General features: G+C 62.4%; 20 protein-coding genes. 7 read left to right on the top strand and 13 right to left on the bottom strand.

The features are described from left to right. Window positions 1–17: 17 nt before the first annotated feature. The 7 genes from KF691_00540 to KF691_00510 form a co-directional block, all read right to left on the bottom strand. Complete coding sequence (locus tag KF691_00540; protein MBX3387919.1) at window positions 18–821, bottom strand: hypothetical protein; 804 nt, start codon at window positions 819–821, stop codon at window positions 18–20. Between the two features lie 157 nt (window positions 822–978). Further along, window positions 979–2,118, bottom strand: coding sequence for an AAA family ATPase (locus KF691_00535; protein ID MBX3387918.1), 1,140 nt, complete (start codon window positions 2,116–2,118; stop codon window positions 979–981). Window positions 2,119–2,174: 56 nt separating this feature from the next. Beyond that, window positions 2,175–2,885, bottom strand: a complete 711-nt coding sequence (pgl, locus tag KF691_00530; GenBank protein MBX3387917.1) for a 6-phosphogluconolactonase — start codon at window positions 2,883–2,885, stop codon at window positions 2,175–2,177. A gap of 35 nt (window positions 2,886–2,920) precedes the next feature. Next, window positions 2,921–4,387 (bottom strand): glucose-6-phosphate dehydrogenase, encoded by a 1,467-nt coding sequence (gene zwf / locus KF691_00525; GenBank protein MBX3387916.1) that lies wholly within the window; start codon window positions 4,385–4,387, stop codon window positions 2,921–2,923. A gap of 95 nt (window positions 4,388–4,482) precedes the next feature. Next, window positions 4,483–5,628 carry an SMP-30/gluconolactonase/LRE family protein gene (locus KF691_00520; protein MBX3387915.1) on the bottom strand — a complete coding sequence of 382 codons (1,146 nt, stop codon included), beginning with the start codon at window positions 5,626–5,628 and terminating at the stop codon, window positions 4,483–4,485. 20 nt (window positions 5,629–5,648) lie between these two features. Continuing rightward, window positions 5,649–6,434 carry a sulfite exporter TauE/SafE family protein gene (locus KF691_00515; protein MBX3387914.1) on the bottom strand — a complete coding sequence of 262 codons (786 nt, stop codon included), beginning with the start codon at window positions 6,432–6,434 and terminating at the stop codon, window positions 5,649–5,651. A 10-nt stretch (window positions 6,435–6,444) separates the two neighbouring features. Next, the gene (locus KF691_00510; protein MBX3387913.1) at window positions 6,445–7,431 is read right to left on the bottom strand and encodes a glycosyltransferase; all 987 of its coding nucleotides are present in this window, start codon (window positions 7,429–7,431) and stop codon (window positions 6,445–6,447) included. Window positions 7,432–7,644: 213 nt separating this feature from the next. Here KF691_00510 and KF691_00505 point away from each other — a divergent pair, with 213 nt between their 5' ends. The 3 genes from KF691_00505 (at window position 7,645) to nadA (ending at window position 9,894) form a co-directional block, all read left to right on the top strand. After that, window positions 7,645–8,040 (top strand): PilZ domain-containing protein, encoded by a 396-nt coding sequence (locus KF691_00505; GenBank protein MBX3387912.1) that lies wholly within the window; start codon window positions 7,645–7,647, stop codon window positions 8,038–8,040. Between the two features lie 44 nt (window positions 8,041–8,084). After that, window positions 8,085–8,543, top strand: a complete 459-nt coding sequence (locus KF691_00500; GenBank protein MBX3387911.1) for a hypothetical protein — start codon at window positions 8,085–8,087, stop codon at window positions 8,541–8,543. 148 nt (window positions 8,544–8,691) lie between these two features. After that, on the top strand, window positions 8,692–9,894 hold the full coding sequence (nadA, locus tag KF691_00495) for a quinolinate synthase NadA (protein MBX3387910.1): 1,203 nt from the start codon (window positions 8,692–8,694) through the stop codon (window positions 9,892–9,894). 19 nt (window positions 9,895–9,913) lie between these two features. Here the strand turns inward: nadA and KF691_00490 are convergent, their stop codons facing one another. The 4 genes from KF691_00490 to KF691_00475 form a co-directional block, all read right to left on the bottom strand. Beyond that, window positions 9,914–11,680 carry a SpoIIE family protein phosphatase gene (locus tag KF691_00490; protein MBX3387909.1) on the bottom strand — a complete coding sequence of 589 codons (1,767 nt, stop codon included), beginning with the start codon at window positions 11,678–11,680 and terminating at the stop codon, window positions 9,914–9,916. Window positions 11,681–11,769: 89 nt separating this feature from the next. Continuing rightward, window positions 11,770–13,569, bottom strand: a complete 1,800-nt coding sequence (locus KF691_00485; protein ID MBX3387908.1) for a tetratricopeptide repeat protein — start codon at window positions 13,567–13,569, stop codon at window positions 11,770–11,772. Between the two features lie 44 nt (window positions 13,570–13,613). Then, the gene (locus KF691_00480; GenBank protein MBX3387907.1) at window positions 13,614–14,768 is read right to left on the bottom strand and encodes a hypothetical protein; all 1,155 of its coding nucleotides are present in this window, start codon (window positions 14,766–14,768) and stop codon (window positions 13,614–13,616) included. Window positions 14,769–14,922: 154 nt separating this feature from the next. Then, window positions 14,923–15,840, bottom strand: a complete 918-nt coding sequence (locus tag KF691_00475) for a hypothetical protein (GenBank protein ID MBX3387906.1) — start codon at window positions 15,838–15,840, stop codon at window positions 14,923–14,925. 56 nt (window positions 15,841–15,896) lie between these two features. On the opposite strand from KF691_00475, the gene pyrE reads away from it, so the two are divergent. From pyrE to dinB, 3 genes are all read left to right on the top strand, one after another. Then, a complete protein-coding gene (gene pyrE / locus KF691_00470) occupies window positions 15,897–16,442 on the top strand; it encodes an orotate phosphoribosyltransferase (GenBank protein ID MBX3387905.1) in 546 nt (181 codons plus the stop codon). Between the two features lie 310 nt (window positions 16,443–16,752). Continuing rightward, window positions 16,753–17,811, top strand: coding sequence for a GDP-mannose 4,6-dehydratase (gene gmd / locus KF691_00465; GenBank protein ID MBX3387904.1), 1,059 nt, complete (start codon window positions 16,753–16,755; stop codon window positions 17,809–17,811). 68 nt (window positions 17,812–17,879) lie between these two features. Next, window positions 17,880–19,100, top strand: a complete 1,221-nt coding sequence (dinB, locus tag KF691_00460; GenBank protein ID MBX3387903.1) for a DNA polymerase IV — start codon at window positions 17,880–17,882, stop codon at window positions 19,098–19,100. An 80-nt stretch (window positions 19,101–19,180) separates the two neighbouring features. Here the strand turns inward: dinB and KF691_00455 are convergent, their stop codons facing one another. Then, window positions 19,181–20,188: a choice-of-anchor A family protein gene (locus tag KF691_00455; GenBank protein ID MBX3387902.1), complete on the bottom strand. Its 1,008-nt coding sequence runs from the start codon at window positions 20,186–20,188 to the stop codon at window positions 19,181–19,183. Between the two features lie 469 nt (window positions 20,189–20,657). Between KF691_00455 and KF691_00450 the strand changes: the two genes are divergently transcribed. Continuing rightward, window positions 20,658–21,857 carry a Fic family protein gene (locus KF691_00450; GenBank protein ID MBX3387901.1) on the top strand — a complete coding sequence of 400 codons (1,200 nt, stop codon included), beginning with the start codon at window positions 20,658–20,660 and terminating at the stop codon, window positions 21,855–21,857. Between the two features lie 81 nt (window positions 21,858–21,938). On the opposite strand, the gene KF691_00445 is transcribed toward KF691_00450, so the two are convergent. After that, window positions 21,939–22,739 carry a hypothetical protein gene (locus KF691_00445; protein MBX3387900.1) on the bottom strand — a complete coding sequence of 267 codons (801 nt, stop codon included), beginning with the start codon at window positions 22,737–22,739 and terminating at the stop codon, window positions 21,939–21,941. Window positions 22,740–22,753 lie beyond the last annotated feature (14 nt).

The following is a 22,753-nucleotide window of genomic DNA, read 5'->3' as shown; positions in this document are numbered from 1 at the left end:
ACGAGTTGGGCCTGTTTCTAGGGACAAATCAGGTCGTTGTACGCCGCGACAAAGAGCACAAAATCGGCATCATCGACGAAGCCGTCGCTATTGAGGTCCGCCGGGCAGCCGGCGGGCATCGAGGGGTCGGCGCAGTCCAGGATGTTGTACGCGGCGACGAAGATGACGAAGTCGGTGTCTTCCACGAGGCCGTCTCCGTTCAAGTCGCCTGGACATGCGTTATCAAGAAAGCCGTACTGAAGGTGATCCACTTCGATGCCGCAGCAGCCGGCGGTCTGGTAGATGCGGATCTTGGAAATGCCCGTTGCGAGCTCGATTCCGTAGAAGCGGTCCTCGGCGGTCTGGCCTACGGCCGAATTGTCGGGGTGAGAGCCGGTGATCTCGCCGATTCTGACGCCGGTCGAGTCGAAAGCCTCGAAGTGAACGGAATCGGGAGTGTTGTTGTGCACACCGTCGGTCCAGACGATTCCGACTCGCTGTGGGTATTTGCCGCCGAACGCGGCGGCATCGAAAGTGAAGGTCAGTCCGGGATCACCGAAGCCGAAATAAGAGTGACCCAGGGTTCCGGAGCCGTCGATCGTGCCGTCGTCACAATCCACGGAATCGGTGTTTCCACCCGGGCCCACGGGCTGTCCGTTTCCCGAGACGCCCGGCGTATTGAGCATGCTGTCCTCGAAATCTTCGAGATAGAAGTTGGGAGCGCCGACGGGCCAGGGGCTGTCGCTCGAGCAGAGATAGGGCATTGGACCCAGGAATATTTGTGCAAGAGCGGCGGTCGACAGGCAGGCGGCAACCGAAACGGCGATGCGGTGGGGTCTCACGGGGGACCTCCTTTCAAGTGCATTGGAAAACGTCGCACGAGTCGACGATCACGACGCAGGCGCGAAGAGCGGAATTCATAAGTTCACCCGCGGTAACGCGCAGGCCAGCCTACCGGGGCGGGAGGGCAAACACCAGTGAAATCCGGCGGATGCACCGCTAATGCCCGAACAGGTTTTTCTCAGCGAAGTACCCGTTCTGCTCGAAATACTGCAGCGCCTCTTCCACGCTCTTGAAGATCTTGGTGGCGGTTTCGGTGATGAACGGGCTCGGTGCTTTCTTGGGCTTCCAGACCACGAACACTTCTTTGGTGTGCTCGAAGGCGTGGTGCAGCTCGCGCTCGACGCCGCTGGACAGCCCGGGGAATTCGGTCCCCTTCGCGGTCGGGATTTCCGGAATCAGGCTCACGATCATGTCGGATTGATCGATGAGCTTGAAATCGCGCATGTAGATCTGGCCGTCGATGTCGCCCGCGATGTCGAGCACTTCGCGGATGCGCACGCGCAGGGGCGGGCCGTCCGCGCTCTTGCTGCCGCCGTACGAGTGGGGGGTGACGTCGAGGAATTCCTTGCCTTCTCGTGCCGCGGCGATGGAGCGCTCGAGCAGCAGTTTCTCATCCACGTCGCCGGGATCGAAGGTGATGAAGTGTTCGGCGAGCGCGGCGCGGAAGGCGTCGATCTCGGCGAGCACGTCGGGCATGTCGACGACGTGGCTCATCGGGAACGAGGGGTACACCTTGCGCATCTGCGGGCGGCAGGAGAGTCGAAAGAGCGTGCGCGTCGTGCTCGCGTGCCGGCCGCGCGCCATGATCGCGAACTGCGAGCCGGGGATCGCCTTGCTCATGAGCTCGGTGGCGAGGATTTCTTCCTCGCGCCAGACCATGCAGTCTTTCAGCGTGGCGTCGATCTCGTGCTCCTTGTGGAGTCGATCGTGCACGACCTCGATGTTGTCGACGAGGCAGATGAACATGTCGGGCTGGAACTTGGCGATCTGATCGAAGTCGAACGCGCTGAACAGGCCGTGGCGCCAGCGGAACGTGGCGTGCGTATTGACGAGCACGTTTTTCTGATCGCGCGAGTCGGCGATGATGTCCTTGAACGCGGCGCGCCGGAGCGAGTTGAGGCGGGAAAGGGGCAGATCCAGAATCTTGCCCGGGCGCACATCCGTCGTTTCCTTGTACATCATGTCGCCGACGTGATAAACGTGGAGATTTTCTCCCTGCTGCCCGGCGAATTTGGCGACCTGGTCGAGGTAGGGTTTCTTTTCCATGCCAACCTGGCCGGTGACGATCACGCGCATGCAGAACACTCCGGGGAGAAGAGAGAATGCTAGGAATGCACGCGGCTTGAGCCCGGTTACGGAGTCGCCGCGGCGTCCAGAAACCACTCGGCATCCCCGACTCTGGCGGAGGGCTGATCTCGGGGCGGAGTTGCGAGGCAACCGGAAACCACGGGCTTCTTGTCGGGACCGGAAGCCAGAAAGATGCGATACCTGGCCGCCCTTGCCGCCGGAATCGTGAGCGTGACGCGGTCTTTGACGGGCGAAGTCGGCGGCGCCTTGGTGGACGCCACGGCCTTCGAGGACTCGGCGAGCGTGGGAGAGCCGGGGAAGAGGCTGAGAGTGTGCCCGTCGTCACCGATGCCCAGAAGCAGGATGTCGATCACGGGCATACGAGCCTGCGGATCCGCCTCGCAGCTTCGCCGGAGCTCGGCTTCGTATGCCGCGGCACACTCGGCGGGCGCGAGGGTCGTTGGCAACGCGTGCACGTTCGATTCCGCGAACGCGATGCGTGACAAGAGAGACTCGCGGGCCATTCGTTCGTTGCTGTCCTTGTCGGTGAGCGGAACGCATCGCTCATCGCCCCACCAGAAATGCACACGCGACCAATCGATACCGGGCAATCCGGCGAGCACGGCGTACATCGTCTTCGGAGTATTGCCCCCGGAGAGGCCGAGATGCGCGGTGCCGCGCACGCCGATTAGTTCGCGGAGGAGGTGGGCGACACGATCGGCGCAGGCGTGTGCCGCGGCGGGCAGATCGGCGTACGAGTGAACAACGTGAGCCATGCGCGGAGCATAACGCGCGGAGCGTGAGAGGCGATTCAGGCATCGGTCCAAGCCTGGCCGTAACGGGCGAGGAGTTCGGAAGAGGCCTGAGGTCCCCACGAGCCCGAGCCGTACGTATGAATCGGCGGGCGGTGTTCGAGCAGCGGCGTGAAAAGCTCCCACGAGGTTTCGATTTCGTCGGCGCGCACGAAGAGCGTGCGATCGCCTCGCGCGACATCGAGCAGCAAAGTCTGATAGGCCTCGGGCAGTTTTCCGAAGGCCTCGGAATAGCGAAAGTGCATCTTCTGCGTCTGGAGCTGAAGCCCCGAGCCGGGCTTCTTCACCTCGACGGTCAGGTTGAAGCCCTCATCGGGTTGGAGCAGAAGTTCGAGCCGGTTCTGCGTGAAGAGACAGGCGCCAAAGGTATCGAACATCGCGACCGGCGGGCGCTTGAACGTGACCGTGATCCGTGTCATCTTCTTCGCGAGGCGCTTGCCCGTGCGAAGGAAGAACGGCACGCCCTGCCATCGCCAGTTGTTGATCGAGAGCTTGCACGCCACGAACGTCTCGGTGAGCGAGTTCGGCGCGACTCCGTGCTCCGATTGGTACCCGGGAACCACTTCGTTGCCCATCATCCCTTTGCCGTACTGGCCGAAGACCGCGTGGTCGCGATCGACCGGCAGGATCGACTTGAGCACTTTGACTTTCTCGTTCGCAACGCTGTCGGCCTCGATAAGCGCGGGGGGCTCCATGGCGACGAGCGCGAGCAATTGCATCATGTGGTTCTGCACGATGTCGCGCAGCGCGCCGGCGTTTTCATAGAACGCGCCGCGCCCCTCGACGCCGAGCTGCTCGGCGACCGTGATCTCCACCCGCTCGATGCGGTCGCGGTTCCAGAGCGGTTCGAAGAGCGAATTGGCGAACCTGAAAACGAGGATGTTCTGGACTGTGTCTTTGCCGAGGTAGTGATCAAGCCGGTAGATGTTGGATTCGGAGTAGTACTTGTGCACGAGGTCGTTGAGAGACCTCGAGCTCGAGAGATCCTGCCCGAACGGCTTTTCGAGAACCAGTCGCGTCCATCCGGGTGATTTGTTGAGCCCGGCTTCCGCGAGGCGCTCCACGGTCGGCGCAAAGGCGGGCAGCGGCAGCGCGAGGTTGAACGCGCGATTGCCCGGAAGGTCGAGCTGGCGCTCGAGCGCCTCGATGCGCTCGCGGAGGGCTTTGTACTCGGCTTGCCCGCTCTCGCCGAGCGACTGGAAGTAGAGCGTTTTCTTGGCCCAGGATGCCGCCTTCGATTTGTCGATGCCGTGCTCGGCCAGTGCGTCGGCGGCCGCCTTGCGGAATTCGTCATCGGAGAGTTTCGCGCGGGCCGTACCGAGAATCGCGTGGCCGTCGTGCGCGTCCGGGTCCTGATCCATGTTGTAGAGCGCGGGGAGAAGCTTGCGATACGAAAGATCGCCGGTTGCGCCGAAGATCACGAAGAGATGCCGCGGCGCTTTTCCACCCTGTCCGATGAGTTGCATCGCCAAGACTCCACAGAATGCCGGGCGCGGCACGCCTGCGCGCGGAGAGGACGCCCGTCGCTGAGGTTATCACGCTGGTCGGCCCTGCGGTGCGGTCACCAGCCGGCCGGGAGCCGGAACACAAAGTACGGGCTCGCGGGCATCGTGCCCCGGGGGCTGAACCGACTGGTCCGATTGATTTGCGAAGTCGTGAAGTAGAGGGAGCCGTCGCTGCCGAACGCGAAACTGTCGGGCCAGATGATGCGCGGGTCGCGGGCGATCGTTTGCATCAATCCGTCGGGAGTTCGCGTCATGATCGATCCTTTCTCGAGCGCCGTGAAGTAGAGGGTGCCACGCGAATCGATCTCCATGCCATCGGTCATCACCGAGGGTCCGAGCGACTTGACGGCGGCCGAGATACGTTCATCGCTGCTCGTCGGATCGCGCAGCACGTCGGTCGGGATTCTGTAGAGTGTGCGTGCGGTGAGTGCCTGCCAGTAGAGCCACTGGCCATCGCTCGAGATCGCGATGCCGTCGGCGTTTATTTTGGGGACCTGTCCTGTTTCTGGCCCGGTGGAATAGCGGAGTTCGCGCCCTTCGATCACCGGAACGATGTCCTCTGCCTTGGTGCGCGGGTCGTCGGCAAGCAATCGGCGCGCTTTTCCAGTTTGAAGATCGACGACAACAATCGCGCCGAGGCCGGAATCCGTGATATACGCCGTGTCGCGTGCGACATCGATGCGAACATCGTTCAGGTAACTGTTCTTTGGCGCGATCGCATCATCGAAATGAATGATCCGTGCGGCACGATCGGTGGCGAGATCGAATTGGACGAGCTTGGCGCCCCCGGGTATGACCCCTGCGAACTTTGGAGAAGCAGGATCCAGTACCCAGAGCCGATCGGAAGAATCGATATGAACGGATTGGACGCAGACGAATTGATCCCCGGGCGGAATTCCCAGGCGTTCGTCGAATCGATTCCAGAATTGATCCGGGTACGGAGCCGGAGACCCGTCGGGTTTCAGTTCGGCAACCGACCAGTAGTGTCCGTCGTGCCAGTTGGGGCTGCTCACGAATCGCCGGCCGGCCTTCGATACAGCGAGGCCGGTCCATTGAACCCCAAACGACTCGGCGACCGCTTTGACTCTGTCTTCGTCCGCGAGTGAACCGCTCTCAAGCCCGGCGCAGCCGGCAATCGTGCCGAGCGCAACCAGAATCGTCGGGAAGGCAATGAGTCGAGTAGCCCGGAGTGTGAGGAGCATTGCCAAGCCTATTCCGAAGATCAAAGCAGGCCTGCACCCAAGGCGATTCCAGTGATGATCAGAAGAGCGGCGACTCCGAACCGAAGAACTTCCAGCGTGATCTTTGTCATCAGCCGCGACCCGAGGAACGCGCCGAGGAATGCCGCGACGCACGCCGCACCAATGAACGAGCCTCGGATGCCGCCTTCCGGCATGCTCCGCGCGTCGAAGAACGCGAGCCCGTAGACCAGGAGTCGGGCGACATCGACCATCACGCTGCACACGTTGTTGACGCCGATATACGCCTCTTTCGAAAGTCCGGTCCTCATGAGGAACGCGGCGCGCAGCGTCCCCTGGTGGCCCGAGAGTCCACCGAAGTAGCCGGACAGAATTCCCCCGAGTGGGAGCAAGCGAGGACCGACTCGAAGACGCGGGCCGATCGGCATCAGATCGAGGAGCGCGAAGCCGACAATCAATGCCGCGATCACGAGTTTCACCGCCGTGACCTCGCAAAGGTGGGAGCCGATGAACCACGTCGCGAGCGGCCGGACATCCGAAAGGGCGCGCAGTGTCGCGGCGCCGGCGAACGCCGCCACCACGGCGGGGATGCCGAAGCTCAGCACGACGCGCTTGTCCGCGTGACGCGCGACAAGACCCAGAGCAAAAACGTTGTTCGCGAGGTGGACGATGGCGGTCGCGGCGATCGCTTCGGGAAGCGGGAAGAAGGCTGCGAACGCCGGCATGAGCAGCGTTCCGAGCCCGAATCCGGTGACGAGCGTCAGTGCCGACGCGAAGAGGGCGACCGAGCAAACGAGGAGATAGTCCACGATCGCGAGATTACGCCGCGAGTGGCAGGTTCGTGCGAGGGGCGGTTTCAGAAGCGGCTTCGGCGGCCGCGGCGACCAGGCCGAGGCGCCAGGTCCAGCGCTTCAGCAGGAGCTGTTCGCTGAAGATTGATTCCACTGCGGGCGCGGTCGCGGACTCGGCGCTCACATCGGCGAGCGCGAAGAACTCCTGGCGGAGTTGCTCCGCGAGCCCGCGCTCGGCGGTAACGAACGCGCGGCTGTACCGCAGTTCATCCGCCTGGCAGATGTCGCGCCCGAAAAGCGCTTTGGCGAAGCGAGGGTGCCGGCGAGCGATGCGATACGCGTGCGTGCCGCGTGAAAACTCGCGGGCGAGAAAGACATCGGGCTCGATCCGGTGATCGTGTTTCGCTCGGATCGCGGTGCGATAGACAACCGGAAGCGAGCGCACCGAAGTGACTCGCCACGCCCACTCGAGATCGGCGTACTCGGCGCATTTCGGCGATTCATCGAAAAGCATTCCCGCGGCATCCTGTGTGCGGATTGAAAAGTTTCGAAGGCTCGCGTGTCGGAATGTCCAGTCACGCTCGAGGCTTGAGCCGTGCCGCTCCATCTGGGAGCATATTGAGACCAGAGAAGTCTCCCGCGCGACGCGGTCGAGCAGACGATCGGGAAGTCGGATGACCGGGGGGGAAGCGCCGACGACCAGTGCGGGCTTTCCCGCGAGTGACTCGTGGCAGCGCGCATGCCGCTCAAGGCAATCGGCACTTGGAACGACGTCGCTCGCGAGGAAAACGAGCACGTCGTTTCGGGCGGCGCCGAGCAGGGCGTTGCGATCGGCGGCAAGGCTCGTGCCCGCCGACGGGATGAGGCGATACGTGGCGGAAGAGGCGCCCTCATGCTGGCCCGTGATGAGGATTTCGAACCGGTCGCGCGCGAGCGATTGCGAAGCCAGGGCTTCGAGGCATCGGGCCAGTTTTTCAGGGGAGCCGCTTGAAGGAATGAGGACGCTGATTTTCACGCCCTCCATATCGGTTGAAGACCCGTGTTGGCATTGGCACGAGAGCGTCCGAAAAAACAGCGCGATTTTTGAAAGGTCCGCGAAAGCGGTCGATTCATGCGGCCGATGGGCTCAGGTCCGCCAGACCGCGAACCGGATGCGACCACCGACGCATTCGGAACCCGGGGGCCACGGACGGCCCTCTGCGGGCTGGACGGCAAGAGGAGCCGCGGCATGTCCACCGACCGTCCCTCGAAGTCCGCAAGTCCCGATTCAATCGGCCAGATCGAATCCAAGCCATTCGACGCGCCGCAGGGCGCCGACCGGCGGCGGCACACGCGGATGTATGTGCGGAAATCGTGCAAGGTATTTCATGCCGAAAGCCGCCAGTATCTGCCGGCGAGCACGCATGATTTTTCGGTCGGCGGGGCGATGGTGTGGCTCGAGCCGGGCCGCCATCTTCAGATCGGCGACGACATCGACATCATCGTCGGCTGGAACTCGGGTGCCGTGGTGCGGCAGGATGCGTCGGTGCCCGGTCGTGTGCTGCGTGTGATCAACATGGACGGCGGGCGCCAAGCCGTCGCGGTGCAGTTCAAAGCGATCCAGCAGGCGCGCCTCGCGGCGTAGCAAAGGCTGCTCGTGCCATTTCTCGTCGCGGATAGACTGCCGATGTGCATGGCATCGCGGCGAATTTCCGTCTATTCCCTGCAATGCTTTGCTCGGCGTTGATCGCGATCGCTGGTTGCGAAACTTCGCATCTTGCTTCGCACGCGGCGTTCGGTCCGTCGCTTCGCGCGGAGCAGATTTCGTTTCGTGGCCCAATCGAGATTGCAGAGCATCAGAAAGGGCGCGAAAATGGGTTCATCCGCCTGCAATCAGACGATCCGCTGATCACGGAATTGAATCTGTGGGCGCAACAGGCATTGGCCGGAGCGAAGGTGGATATTGTGAACTACGCACCGGGAACGACCGTACGTGGTACGGGTTTCAAGCTGAACTTCAAGCCATGGCGAGTTGTCGTGGATATCTGGAATGAGTCTGGCCCGGTCGGCAGTTGGTCAAAGCCATCGGATGAGAACACCGACCGAATGCTGGAAGCACTGACCGCGCGTTTGCACTTGAGTGAATAACGGCGACCGGTCCTCTGGTGGGAATCGGCAACGCCGGTTTCTTCGGAAAACCTAGACTTTGCTCGTATCAAGCGAGATTCGCTCGGCGTCCAACGAACGGGACCAATTCGTGCTCTGGCAACCATCGCTACCCGAAAAGTACACCAAGATGAGCGGCGAAGAACTCGCCGCGGCGATCGCGGAGCGCAAACGTGAACTGGGCCCATCGCTCGTCATTCTCGGTCATCACTATCAGGTGGACGAGGTGATCGCGCACGCCGATCACATCGGAGATTCGCTGAAACTGAGTCAGATTGCCGCGAAGCTCGCGGGGAGCGCACCGAAAGACCGGCCGGTGAAGTGGGTCGTTTTCTGCGGCGTGCACTTCATGGCCGAGACCGCGGACATGCTGACGCCGGATTCGGTCAGCGTGATTCTGCCCGATCTTTCCGCGGGTTGCTCGATGGCGGACATGGCGCAGTACGACGACACGGTGGAGGCGTGGAAGGCGCTGCACGAATCGCTTCGCGAGCAGGGCTGGCGGGGCAGGATCGTTCCGATTACATATGTCAACAGCACCGCGGCGATCAAGGCGTTTGTCGGCGCGAACGGGGGAGCGTGCTGCACGAGTTCGAACGCGGACAAAGTCTTTGCCTGGGCGATGGCACAGGGAAAGCCGGGTGAAGATGTCAAGGTCCTGTTCCTTCCCGATCAGCATCTCGGACGCAACACGGCGGCAAAGTTCGGCATCGATGTCGAGGCGGAAACTTGCGTCTACGACCCGCGGCGTGCGAGCAAGGGCGAAGAACTCGGCGGCGCGAGCGCCGAACAGGTTCTGAGATCGAGGGCGATCCTGTGGGCTGGTCACTGCTCGGTGCACAAACTGTTCCGGCCGGAACACTGCGACGAGATTCGTGCCGATGATCTCACGCACCCTGAACACCCGCGAACGACCATACTCGTTCACCCCGAATGCTGCAAGGAAGTGGTTGATAAGAGCGATCTTGCCGGCTCCACCGAATTCATCATCAAGACGATCCGCGAGGCACCGATCGGTTCGTATTGGGCGGTCGGTACGGAAGTGCACCTGGTGAATCGGCTCGCACGTGAAGCACGCGGCCGCGGCGTCCATGTCCGGATTCTCAGCGATTGCCAATGCCTGTGCACGACGATGTTCCGCATCGATCAGCCGCACCTGCTCTGGGTGCTCGATCATCTCGCGGGCGAGTACAGCAAACACGGCGAGCCGAGAATCATGAACGAGATTCGGGTGCACCCCGAAGCCCGGCGCGACGCGCTCAAAGCGCTCGAGCGGATGCTCTCGCTCACGAATCCGTCGCCCAAGTTCGAGGCGGCGGCGATGCTGGATTGAGAACGGGCGATCAGCGCGTTCAGGTCTTTGCCCACGGGCGCACGACGACGATGGTTTCGTCATCGGGTTTCGGGGCGAGTCCCGCGAATTGGCGCAGGCTCCAATGGATGTGTTCGGTGATGTCCGAAGCGGTCGCGCTCGGCTTGGACGCGAGGAATTCGAGGATGCACGTCCGCAGCCGCTTTTTTCCGAACTTCTGGTGATCGAAGTTCACGGCATCGGTCACGCCGTCGGTGTACGCGACGAGCACATCGCCCGGGTGCATGTCGTAGACCGCGCGCTGGTAGCGCTGGCTCCGATCGATACCCACGACCATGCCCCCGACCGCGAGTTCGTCCACATCCGCAGGTCCCGGGGGTCGGTGTTCGGGGACTCGGAAAATCATGGGCGGCTCGTGTCCCGCGCTGCAGTAGGTGAGCCGAAGGCGGACAGGATCGAGCACGCCGTACCACAGGGTCGCGAACTCGTTGTCGAGCGTGTCGCGGCAGAGCGCGATGTTCACCCGGCTGATGACTTCGTCGAGGTCATAGACGCCCTGCGTGTGCGCCCTCAGGCTCGCGCGCACGGCCGACATTAGAAGTGCCGCGGCGATTCCCTTTCCGACCACGTCGCCCACGACGATGCCGAGGTGGCCGTTCAGGCCGATGAAGTCATAGAAATCGCCGCCGAGCTCGAAGCTCGGGATGTACTTCGCCGCAACATCCAGGTTCCTGAAATCAACTGTCGACGCCGGGACAAAACGCGGCAGCATGCGGCGCTGCACGTCGCTGGCAAGCATCAACTGCCTCTGGATGCGCAGGTCGTCCTCCTGCATTTTCAGCAGACGTGCCTGCTGCACGGCGACCGCGGCCTGCGCGGCAATCGAGCGAAGCACCCGCTGGTCCGGCTCTTCGAAAACGCGGGGCGTGCGGGAGTAGAGGCGCATCACACCGATCGGGCGTCCCTGGAAAGCAAGGCCGGCGTGGATCGCGGCGCCGAGCTTCTCCGCGGCGAGCCGCTCGGGCTCGAGCACGCGCGGATCCTCGGCGAGGTTCTCGCTGATGACCAGTTCGCCGCCGATCGCGAGCCGATCGAAGAGCCGGTCTTTGCTGAGCGGGCGCGGATCGTCCAGCCATTTCTGGCTGAGCCCCTTGCTCGCGATGCGGACGAGATCGGTTTCGTCCGAGCCCTTGATCTCGGCGATCTCCTCGGTCTCTTCGGGCACGAGCACCACGCCGCCGCAGTCAAGGTCGAGGACGTCGAGCGCGAGTTCGAGCGCGACCTGCAGCACGCGATCAACACTCGTGGCGCGAGGCAGCATCGTGCTCAGTTTGTACAAGGCGCTCGCTTCGCGCACGCGGTGACGCAGATCGAGCTCGCGCTCGCAGAGTTCCGAGGTCGTTGCGCCCAGCAGCGTCACGACGCGCCGGAGCGATTGCTTCGATTCTTCGTCCGACTGATCGGACGCAAAGCTCGAGACCGCGAGCGCACCGATTCGGCGCCCTTCGACAAGGAGCGGGACACTCGCCGCCCCGTCGGGAAGGGGGGCCGGTTCGCCCTGCTCGATGAACCAGCCCCGCTCGCTCATGCGGATGGCGCGGCCTTTCGCATCGAGGAGTTCGACTCGAACGCCCGCGAGCCTGGTCAGCTCGTCGCAAAGCCTTACGAGCGAGCCGTCAGAAAGAAAATCGGAGATCGATAGACCGGGGCGTACGGGGACCTCGGGGCCGTCGGCCTTCGCGGTTTCATCCGCCCGCTCACCGGATGGCGGCGGTTGGCCGGGGACGGTCACGCTGGGAGGGGACATTCGGAGAATGATAGGGCGGATCGCGATTCAATGCGGATTTGGCGAACCCACAATCGGCATTAAGTCTTGGTGTAGAAAGAGATTGTGATCTAGGCCCGGGCCGCGGTGCCGCCAGCTCCCTGCTGGCATTTCTCTCGCCACACGGTTCGAAGCAGTTTTTCAAAGCGCTCGAAGAATGCGGGACCGTCCATCAACACGCTCTTCTCCATTCGGCCGCGAAGCGTGCGGCGGTATTCGGCGAGGCGATCGCGATCGCGGGCGAGGGACACCGCCTTTTCGACGTACTCGTCCGCCGAGTGCGCGATCAATTCTGGAACACCCACGGCATGGAGCAGCGAAGAGCCGACGCGCGAGCGGTGACCATCACCCTGGAGCGTGATGACCGGCGTTCCCATGAGCATGGCTTCGCAGGTGGTCGTCGTTCCGTGATAGGGGAACGCGTCGAGGGCGATGTGCATTTTGTGATAGGCCTTGAGGTGCTCGTTGGTGAGCGCGATCTTTTCGAGCAGCTCAACCCGTGCCGGATCAACGCCGTGTTTCTCGAGAGTGCCCAGCACGTACTGGCGTGCCGCGGCATCACCGAATTGGTAGCTCTTGAGGACCAGTTTCGAATCGGGAACCGCAGCCAGAATCCTCGCCCAGACTTCAAGAATGAACGGTGAGAATTTGGCGGCGTTGTTGAACGTGCCGAAAGTGATCGGCGTCGATGGGTCGATCATCGCTTCGCCCAATTCCGGCGGGTCGAAAGGGGGCGTGAAGCACAGGAAGCACGGATCGAGCCGGAGCAGTTTCTCGGTCGAATACGAGTCGCTTTCGCCGGGCGGGTCGGTGATCGAATCGACGATGCGGTAGTCGGTGCGTGTGTACCCGGTCGAGAACGGGTAGCCGAGATAGGTCATCGTGATCGGGGCGGGCCGATGGCAAAGCAGCATCGAGCGATTCAGGGGCGTGTGCCCCGCGAGATCGATCAGCATGTCCAGACCATGCCGTCGGATCTCGGCGGCGGCCAACTGGTCGCCGATCTTGAAGATGTCGCACCAGAGCCCGCACATGCTCTCGAGCCGCCCCGAAATCTCGTCGCGCATCTGGTAGCACGAATAGAGCGCGATCAGCATCTTCGATCGATCGCAATGCGTCATGATCGGTTCGAGGAATCGGCTGACCGAGTGGCCGTACAAGTCGGGCGAGAGGAAGCCCACGCGCAGCGGGCGCTCGGCGTCTTCGGGCTTCGGATCGGGAACGCGGTTGGGGTTGAGTGGGGTCAGCGCTTCCACCCGACGACCGAGCGCCGCGTGCTCGATTCGCAGATCTTCGTTGGTGGTGCCGGCGCTGTACAGCGAGAGGATCGCACGCATCGCCAGGATCGGGATGTCGTTGGGTGTCCGCTCGTCCTGGGACTTGGCGACCTCGAGCGCTTCATCGGCTCTTCCGGTATTCCAAAGCACCCAGGCGAGACCGATCGAGAGCGCCGGGATGTCTTTCCGAAGCGAGAGCCCCTTGCGGAGCGCCGCCTCGGCCTCGGCGAATCGACGTGCCTCGAGCAGCGATTGGCCGAGGTTGTTCCAGGCTTGAGCGTCGGTTGGTGCGAGTTCGCATCCGGCGCGGAATTCGTTGATCGCGCCGGCCAGGTCGCCTCCGTTCGCGAGGCAGATGCCAAGCACCCAGTGGGAGGCCGCATTCGCCGGGTTGAGCTGAACGGCTTGGCGCGCGTGCGGCAGCGCCTTGTCCGCTTGGATCAGCTTCATGTAGGTTGTGGCCATCAGGTGATGGGCTTTGGCGATGTGCGGGTGCGCAGACAAAAGCTCGCGCAGATAGATCTGCGCGAGCTCGAAGTTTCCTTGGTTGGCCGCGGTCACGGCCTTTTGATAGAGCGTTTCTGGGCTGGTCATCCGGAGTGCATTGTTTGCAGCCGCCGGCGCGCCGGCCCGGCGAATTAGCGATCGCCCGGCTTGCTGGCATCGCTGGTCGCGCTGCCGGTCGTCTGGCTCTCAGGCTTGGCGGTCGAGGCGGTGCTCGACTTGACCACCGGCTCGACCAACTGGCGGGTCTGCTCGGGAGTCAGGAACGCAACGCCCTCGCGCATCTTGGCCACGCGATCGGCTTCGTCCTTCGAAGCCTTCGCCTGGTTGAATAACTCGACAACCTTCGGCGCGACATCGGCCGACACGCCGATCTCGGTCACGCGGGTCGCCGCGTCGTTCACGCTGTCGGCCAGCATCCAGTAATACACCTGACGCGCTTCGTCGGCCATCGTCAGGAACATGGCGCGAGCGACAAGGTCGGTGGCGCCCTGCTTCGCATCGCCCGAGCCGGAGGAATCACGCTTCATGTCATCCAGCATCAGGCGCCGGTAGTCGTCCACGATGATCTGGTGCTGCTGCACGTTGTTCTGCGTGAACAGATCGGCCTTCTTGAGTTCAGTGGCGAACGGGCCGAGGTTCGTGAACGGCTTGGTATCGGCGAGAACCTGCTTGAGGTTGTCGCGCTCGCCCATCGAGAATGTCTCGAGGACGCCGCTGTCGAGAAAGCGCACCTTGTCCATATTCTCGAGCACGGTCTGCTCGACCTTGGCGCGGCGCTGATTGATGAACGCCTGGATCTTCTCGCGGGTCGCGGGCGTGATCGTCTTGTTCCGCTCGATCGCGGCCCACTGCAGCGGGCGGTCGAGCTTGATCACATGACCGGAGCCGTCGCGCTCCCACTGGTCATAGTTCGTGTGCATCTCGTCTTTGGTCAAGTTGTGCTCGGCAGACGGCTGCGCGGGCTGGGCCGGCTGACCCTGCGGGTTCTCACCCGGGGTCTTGTTCGCGGAGGGGTCGATCAGCCCGCGCCGGATCGCCTCTTCCATCGTGATCGTTTCGTGCTTCGTTTCGTGAGCCGGGATGGGGGTTTCCTTCGGCCAGCCCTCGGGCTTCTGCGCCGGCGGCGTCGTCATCTGCGCCATCGCGCCGATCGCCAAGCCCGCCACTCCCACCAGCACGCCGAGTTTGTTGAATCCGCTCATCATCTGTTGATTCTCCAAGGGCCGCGCAATCTGGGACACTTCGCCCGGCGGCAGTGGCTCGATATCGACGATCTTTCCGGCCATTCTCAGTCCAAGACGCCATTCCGCTCACAGAACCTGCCACAAACCCGCTTTTTGCCACGCCGCCCACCGGATCAGGCTTGCATCCGGGCGGGTTCAAAAAGATATCCGGACCTTGTGGGTGCTTTTCTTCAAGCGCGCCGCGTCCTCCGAAGGTTCATCCTGCGCTCTTTGCGGTCTCGAGCTGGGGAGGGGCCACCCCAAGCAGCAATCGCAACCAGGTCAGCTTCTGCGGGGCGTCGAGCGCCGGCACGACGCGGACGGAAAGCTCATACAAGTCGCGTGCGTTGGGCTTCGATTTGGTTCGGCTGGCGGCCGCCTCGATGGGCTTGCGCACTTTTTCGTTCTGCTTGTCGCTCGGGTCGAGTGCCACGATCAATTCTTCGAGAACATGTTCGTGGGGAACGCAGCGCCGCTCGAACGCGCGCCGGATCTCGGTCGCCGCCGCATTCAGCGTCACGCGGACGCGTGCCTGCGCCAAAGTGAATTTGTCGTTGCGGTTCTGCGCCTGTTGCATCTCATCGAGCACGACGGCGCGCCAGTACTCATCGATCATGCGCTGAAAATCGCGTCGCTCGGATTCGGGCAGCAGCGGCGCAAGCCGGTCTCGCAGACGAACGGTGCCGGTGGCCCGGTCTATGCCTTCGGCGAGTTGTGCGACGAGAGCCGGCGCTTCCGGCTTGTTCCCGGCCTGCCGGGCCCGTTGCAGGAGGACGAAGACGTCCGGGTCGTGACTGACGAATTCGTCGAGCGCCGTCTGGCTCTCCCGCACGATCTTGTCCACCTGATCGCGTGACTCCCGCGGCAGGTTGAGCGCGTTGAGCGCCGCTTCTTCCGGAGTGCGGTCGAGGCGTCGCAGATTGCCGCTGAACTCGAATCGAACCAGTGTTCGCGCCTCCGCCTCTTCGCTCAGCCGCGGCCCCGAAAGAAGCGGCTCCTCTTCGCCCAGCCAGGGATCCGGTTCGACCGCCAGCGGCGCGAGGGGTGACGATTCCTCTTCAGAATCCGGCTCGGCGGCAAGGGTCGAAAAACACGCTGCAAAGGCGAGAAGAGTTATGGCAAAGCGGCTCGGCACGGCAAAAGTCTACCCGATCCGCCGTTTTTTCCAAGCCCGCTCGCTACGCTTGGCCCATGTCCAGAGAGGCGCTTGTAAAGGAGATCGCCGAAGTCGCCCTGTTGCGGGGAACATTCACGCTGCGTTCGGGAAAAACGAGCACTTACTACCTCGACAAGTACCTTTTTTCGACGCGTCCGGAGTTGCTCGGCCAGCTCGCACCCCTTTTCGCCGAGCGCCTCGACGCCCTTGAATCGAGGCTCGATCTCGACATCGATCGCATCGCCGGGGCGGAGCTGGGCGGCATCCCGCTCGTCACCGCTGCGAGTCTCGCGACCGGTCTCCCGTGCGTCTTTGTCCGCAACAAGAAGAAGGACTACGGCACGTCCAAGCAACTGGAGGGGGCGCTCGAAAAAGGCGAAGTTGTCGCGCTCCTCGAAGACGTGGCGACAACCGGGGGGCAGGCGCTCGAGGCCGTTGAGGTGCTGCGCGAAGCCGGGGCGAAAGTGATCGCCGTCATCGCGACGATCGATCGGCTCGAGGGCGCCCGCGAGAACGTGGAGAAAGCCGGCCTCCTGTTCGAGTCTCTCTTCACCGTCCGCGAACTGGGCGTCCAGCACTAAATCCTTGCGGATACCGACCTGCGTCTTTGCCTAGCATTTCCCCCTTCGGAACCGGCGATTTCGGCCGACCCGGTCGCGGTCGCGGAGCGGGTGTCGGAGGGTTTGTTTCTCCGCCCAAGGACGGCTTGTTTTCGGTCGATATGGACGTGGACCAGGGCCGGAGTATCCGCGGATCGGCCGCGGATCGGTTTTCGGCGTGCCGACCAAACCTCGGCCGCCCTGCCGTCGTACGACTCGGCCCGTCCGGATGGGTTTTGATCCCGCGGCAAGGCAGGCGCCCGCCGCTCTCGAAGTTGAGGAGATTCGCAGCATGGCCACCCCGCGTCGCGCTCTTGTCACCGGCATCACCGGTCAGGATGGTTCCTACCTCGCCGAGTTCCTGCTCGGCAAGGGCTACGAAGTGCACGGCATCATCCGGCGCTCCTCCTCGTTCAACACCGGCCGCATCGACGGCATCTACCAGGACCCGCACGCCAAGAACGGCAAGCTCAAGCTGCACTACGGCGATCTCTGTGACGCCAACAACCTCAGCAAGCTGATGCGCGAAGTTCGCCCGCACGAGGTCTACAACCTCGGCGCGCAGTCGCACGTCCGCGTTTCGTTCGACATGCCGATCTACACCGCCGAAACGGTCGCAATGGGCGCGCTCAAGCTGCTCGAGGCCGTCCGTGACTTCCAGCAGGAATCGGGCCAGCAGGTCCGCTACTACCAGGCGTCCTCGTCCGAGCAGTACGGAAAAGTCGTTGAGACCCCGCAGAAGGAAACCACGCCCTTCTATCCGCGCTCGCCCTACGCCTGCGCGAAGATGATGGCGCACTGGGCGACCGTCAACTACCGCGAGTCGTACGGCCTGCACGCTTCCTGCGGCATCCTGTTCAACCACGAATCGCCCCGGCGCGGCGAAACCTTCGTCACCCGCAAGATCACCCGCGCCGTCGGCCGCATCAAGCTCGGCCTGCAGGACAAGATCTTCCTCGGCAACCTCGACAGCAAGCGCGACTGGGGTTTCGCGGGCGACTACGTCAAGATGATGTGGATGATGCTCCAGCAGGAGAAGCCCGACGATTACGTGATCGCGACCGGCAAGACGATCAGCGTGAAAGAGTTCTGCGAACTGGCCTTCAGCCACGCGGGCCTCGACTACAAGGACTTCGTCGCGTTCGATCCGCGCTACCTGCGCCCCGCCGAAGTCGATCTGCTCCTGGGCGATCCGTCCAAGGCCAAGCAGAAGCTCGGCTGGGTGCCGACCACGACGGTCGAGCAGCTCGCGGCGATGATGGTCGATACCGATCTCGAGCTCGCCAAGCGCGAGAAGACGCTCCGCGACGCCGGGCACGAGATGCCCGAGTTTGCCGGACACGATCAGTAAGCCTGCCCTCAGATTGAACCGAAGAAGCCCGCGTTCGCGGGCTTCTTTCTTTGAAGCAACGATTGGAGATGCCTTGGTCCGGCCGCGTCATCATGCACGTCGATATGGACGCGTTCTTCGCGTCGGTCGAGCAGCGCGACAACCCGGCTCTGAAAGGAAAGCCGGTGCTGGTCGGCGGCGCGAGCAAGCGGGGCGTGGTTGCCGCGGCAAGCTACGAATCTCGCAAGTACGGATGCAAGAGCGCAATGCCTATGGCGCAGGCGCTCCGGCTCTGTCCTCACGCGATCGTTGTGAAAGGGCGGCACGGAAAGTACGGAGAGGTGTCGAAGGTTGTGTTTGAAGTGCTGCGCTCGTTCACGCCGGATGTGCAACCGATTTCGGTGGACGAGGCGTTCATGGAGATGACCGGCACGATGCACCTCTACGAAAAGAAGTGGGGGACGAACGGAAACGATGCGCTCGAGCGAACCGGGCGGGCGATCAAGCAGCGAATCCGCGAAGCGGTTGATCTGCCGGCGAGCGTCGGCATCAGCGGCAACAAGTTTCTCGCCAAACTCTCGAGCGATCTTTCGAAGCCTGACGGATTGAAAATCCTCGATCCGCGCGACGCAGAACGCGAGCTTGCTCCGCTTCCTGTTGGCGTGATTTACGGGCTCGGGCCGAAGACTCAGGATCGGCTGCGCAAACTCGAGATCAAGTCGATCGCCGATCTTCGCGCTTTCGGCGAAGAGAGATTGGTCAGCCGCTTCGGCGAGCAGGCTCGCGATTGGCTGCGGCTTTCGCGGGGCGAAGACGACCGCCCCGTGCGCCTCGAACGCGAACAAAAGAGCATCGGCAAGGAGCGCACGTTCTTCGACAACATCTCAGATCCCGAAGAACTCCGCGCGCTCCTGCTCGGGTTCACCGAAGAAGTGGCGCGGAGCCTCCGGGAAGACGGACTGACCTGCCGCGGCGTGACCCTGAAACTGCGACTCGGGGACTTCACGACGTTCTCGCGCAGTGCCTCACTCCCGTCACCAACGGATTCAACGAAGTTGATCTGGGGCGCTGCGCTCGGCCTCCTGAACAAATGGCTTTCAGAGCGACGCGGCGCGCTCCGGCTCATGGGCATCAGCCTGCACGGACTTTCGAGCGAGGAGCAACTGGGGCTGTTTCAGGCCCTGCCCGAGCAGGCGCCTTCGGAAAAGCGTGCGCAGCGCCAGGAACGGGTGGACAAAGCGACCGACTCGATCGTGCGGAAGTTCGGGCGCGGAGCGATTCGGCGGGGCGGGAGCTTGCGCGACGAATAGCCCGGACACGCCATTCAAAAAAAACGAAAAGAGCCGGATTTCCCGGCTCTCTCGGATCGGATCGACGATCTTGCGTCGCGCTAGCGGCGGCGACGAATCACGATCAAGCCCGCCCCGGCGAGCACGATCGCGCCGCCCGGAGCCGGGATCATGGCGCTCCCGCTGAAGCCGCCCGCCTCGTTCCAGTTCACCTGGCCGCTGCCCGTGAGCGAGCCGACGATTAGGTTGCCCGTGAGCACGCCCGACGAAAAGCTCGTTGCTGCGTTTGCGGCGAGGATGTTGACGTTGTGCCCTCCCGACATGCTGATCGACGTCGCCTGATTCAGGTTGAGCAGCGTGCTGACGGCGCTCGCGCCGTTCTGATAGTTCCACGTCTTGCTCGCGAAGTTGAGCGATGTGCCGCCGACGTTCACGACGACCGGTCCGCTTCCGACGACGCGGATACCCCAGGCGTTGATGAAGTCGCTGCTGTTCACGTTCACCACGGTGAGCGGGCCGCTCGCGTTGATGATCAGTTCGCCCCACTGATTGACGTACGACGTCGTCGACGCCAAACCCGCGGCGTAGTTGCCCGCGTTGTGGAAGTACGTCGATGCATCTGCCAGATTCAATGCCGCGGCATACGCCTGGCCCGTGCTGAGCGAGCCGTTCACGGTCAACTGATTTCCGGTCGTCTTGGTGCCGGCGATGGAAACATTGCCATTCACGCTGCCGCCGGCACCGCCGAGATTGCCGCCGCCGTAAACGGGGCCGGAAATCGAGGCGTTGTTCATCGTCACGTTGCCGGCGACGTTGACGCCGCCGTTGTTGACGCTGCCGGAAATTGTGAAATTGGCGCCGCCGTAGAAGCCGGCCGCAAGGCTCGGCGAGCTGTTGGCCATCGTGCGGGCCGCGAAGCTGCTGAAGTACGCGTTCCCCACAGCGCCCGAAGCGCCCTGGAAATCAGAGCCGTAGCCCTGACCCGAGGTGCCGATGGTCGAGCGGCTGAACACGTTGAAATCCCAGTACGAGATCGCGGCGCTCGCCACGCTCGTCAGTGCCGCGGCGCTCATGATGGCGGCGGCTGGAATGTAGAAAGATCGATTCATAACCCCTCCTCTCGAACGGGACGCATCCGTCTGGCGAATACGACCCCACGGCTCAGTGAAATACGAACCCTGCGGCTCGACGGGTCAAAGTTCCAATTCGTGAAAGCGACTTGCAAGCCGGGTCGCGCGGAAAACGCGGAATCGAAAGCGTTTACACGGGCTGCGCGTCGCATAACAACGGCGCTGGGAATCCGGATTCTGGCGGGTCCAGAAATCGCGGCGATTCCACGCAACAGTCTGGGGCGATCGACTTGGGGCAGCACCTGCCCAGTAGGTTCATTGAGAAGAGATCCGCACTCGAACGGGTTCACGTGGCGGTTCGTGTGCGTCAAGTTTGCGCGTCGATATTGGGCGTTGCAGAGGTGCGTTCGGGGGGAATTCAACCCTTCGAAAATTTGAAAAGGCAGATTTTTCGTTTTGGGCGAAAAAGTGGAATTCTCCTCCACAAACATCAACGATTGTTGAATTCATGAAAGAGTCTGACTTTCGAGGCCAGTTTCCCGGAACGCTCGTGCCGACGGCCTTCACAGAGCGGCAGGAGGGTGGCGAGCGGGTTATCCGAGGGATCGCCTTTGTTCCGGAGGCGCTACCTCCGGAGTTGGGACGAGAGCACCTGATTGGACGATTGTTCGAGGTTTTGGATCGAGCGAAGACTTCGCTCCTGGAACTGCAGGCGGAAGCGGAGTCGCTGCCCGACCCGAACGTGCTGCTGAGCGCGATGCGAGTCCGCGAAGTTCAGTCGTCGTCCAAAATCGAAAACACGTTCTCATCGCTGAAAGACATCGCGATCTCGGAGGTTCTTGGCGCAAAGGCAGATCAGGATTCGCAAGAAGTGTTGCGCAACAAACAGGCAGTCGAGCACGGGCTCACGTCGGCCCTGCCGCTTTCCAATCGATTGATCAACGAGATGCACCGAAAGTTGATCATTGATCCGCGTCATACGCCGGGAAAACTCCGGCAGAAACAGGTGTGCATCGGCGACGAGAATCACGGCTTTGCCGCGGCAAGGTTTGTGCCACCACCAGCCGAGCACGTTTCAGGCTGCATGAAGGATTGGGAGCACTTCGTCAATCCGGAAAGCATCGGCGCGCCGAAGCGGGCGAGGTTTCCGTTCTTCATCGAGCTCGCGCTCGCGCACTATCAGTTCGAGGCGATTCACCCGTACAGCGACGGCAACGGCCGGCTCGGACGCGCGATTGTGAACATCGCACCGATCAAGGCCGGCGTGCTGCGCCAGCCCGTGTGCAATCTCAGCGAATGGGTTCAGACACACCGCGATGAGTACTACGACCGGCTCCTGCGCGTGAGCACGATGGGCGAATGGGAACCTTGGATTCGATTCTTCTGCACGGCTCTAGGAGAACAGGCTTTGCTCGATAGGCAACGTGCCGGTCGTATCCGGGCCCTTTATGAAAAATACCGTGCGATGGTGCAGAACAAACAGCGCAGCGCACTTGCCGGTCGACTGGTCGATTATCTCTTCTCGGATTTCGTCGTCACAATCCCGCGTGCCCAGGAGCTGCTTGGGATCTCGTATACGGCCGCGCAGAGGCACATAGCGCACTTGATCAAGCAGGGAATTCTGACCCAGGCGAACAAGGGCAACTACGACAAGATTTACATTGCAAATGCGATACTGAAGGCGGTACGAGGCAAGGCGGAGGACTGAAGGGCCTGCCGCCGTACTCAAAGCCGACTACCAATCAGTGCGGGTCGAAATACCGTGCTGTGTCTGTTGGTTCGAGGTCCCTCATTTGGCCGGTTCGAGATTACTACTTCTCGGCACGTACCCACTCGACAAGTTCGGTTCCGATGGCACGCAGCTTACCCAAAGTCTGGCCCGAATAAGGGGGCGAGGAGTCAGATATCGCTGTGCCATGGCTTGCCAGAGTGAATGGTGTTGATTGAAGTGCGTCACGCCTAGCAGGCCTGGTCCCTGGTCCGCGCCGAGTTCCTCTTTATCGATTCTCAATCGCTCCGCACCTACCCAGTCGCATAGGCGGGAAATGAATTCGTCATCTTCCGCTCGCGCTGCGGCCACAGATAGGACGATTGCCGCCAGCCCAGCGAACAACAGGGATTCTTCCCACCACGGAAAGGGCAATTTCAGCGTCGCCGAAACCGACCGTCGAGCCTGCAGTGTCGCATTGTTACCCAGAAATATCGCGCTCTCAACGAGCGGCGCAAGTATGTCGGACAAGGAATGCAGATATTCACGAGAATCTTCTTCGCAGTAGGCGTCCGCCAGAATCGCACACGCGAAAAGACGTCGACGATGTCCGTCTGCAGAACTGGGCTTCTCCCATCGCTCCAGTTCGATCGCTTCCTTCGGATTCCACTCGAGACGGCCAGCGACCTTCATTGTCGTTCGCGCGACTCGCAATGCCTCTAAATGGAGCTCACAATCAGGAGTGTCGTTCCAAGCGATCTTCACGAGATCGGCATCAGTCATCTGAGGACAGATGAACCGGAGCAGCGCGCCGCGATCGCTTTCAATGCTCGCTGGAAAATCGAACGTTGACGGCGCTTGTTTGTCCGGCTCAGTCCCCACACCACGCTCCGCCG

This window comes from Phycisphaeraceae bacterium, from assembly GCA_019636555.1.
Taxonomy (GTDB): domain Bacteria; phylum Planctomycetota; class Phycisphaerae; order Phycisphaerales; family UBA1924; genus JAFEBO01.
This window is presented reverse-complemented; position numbering and strand designations above follow the sequence as displayed.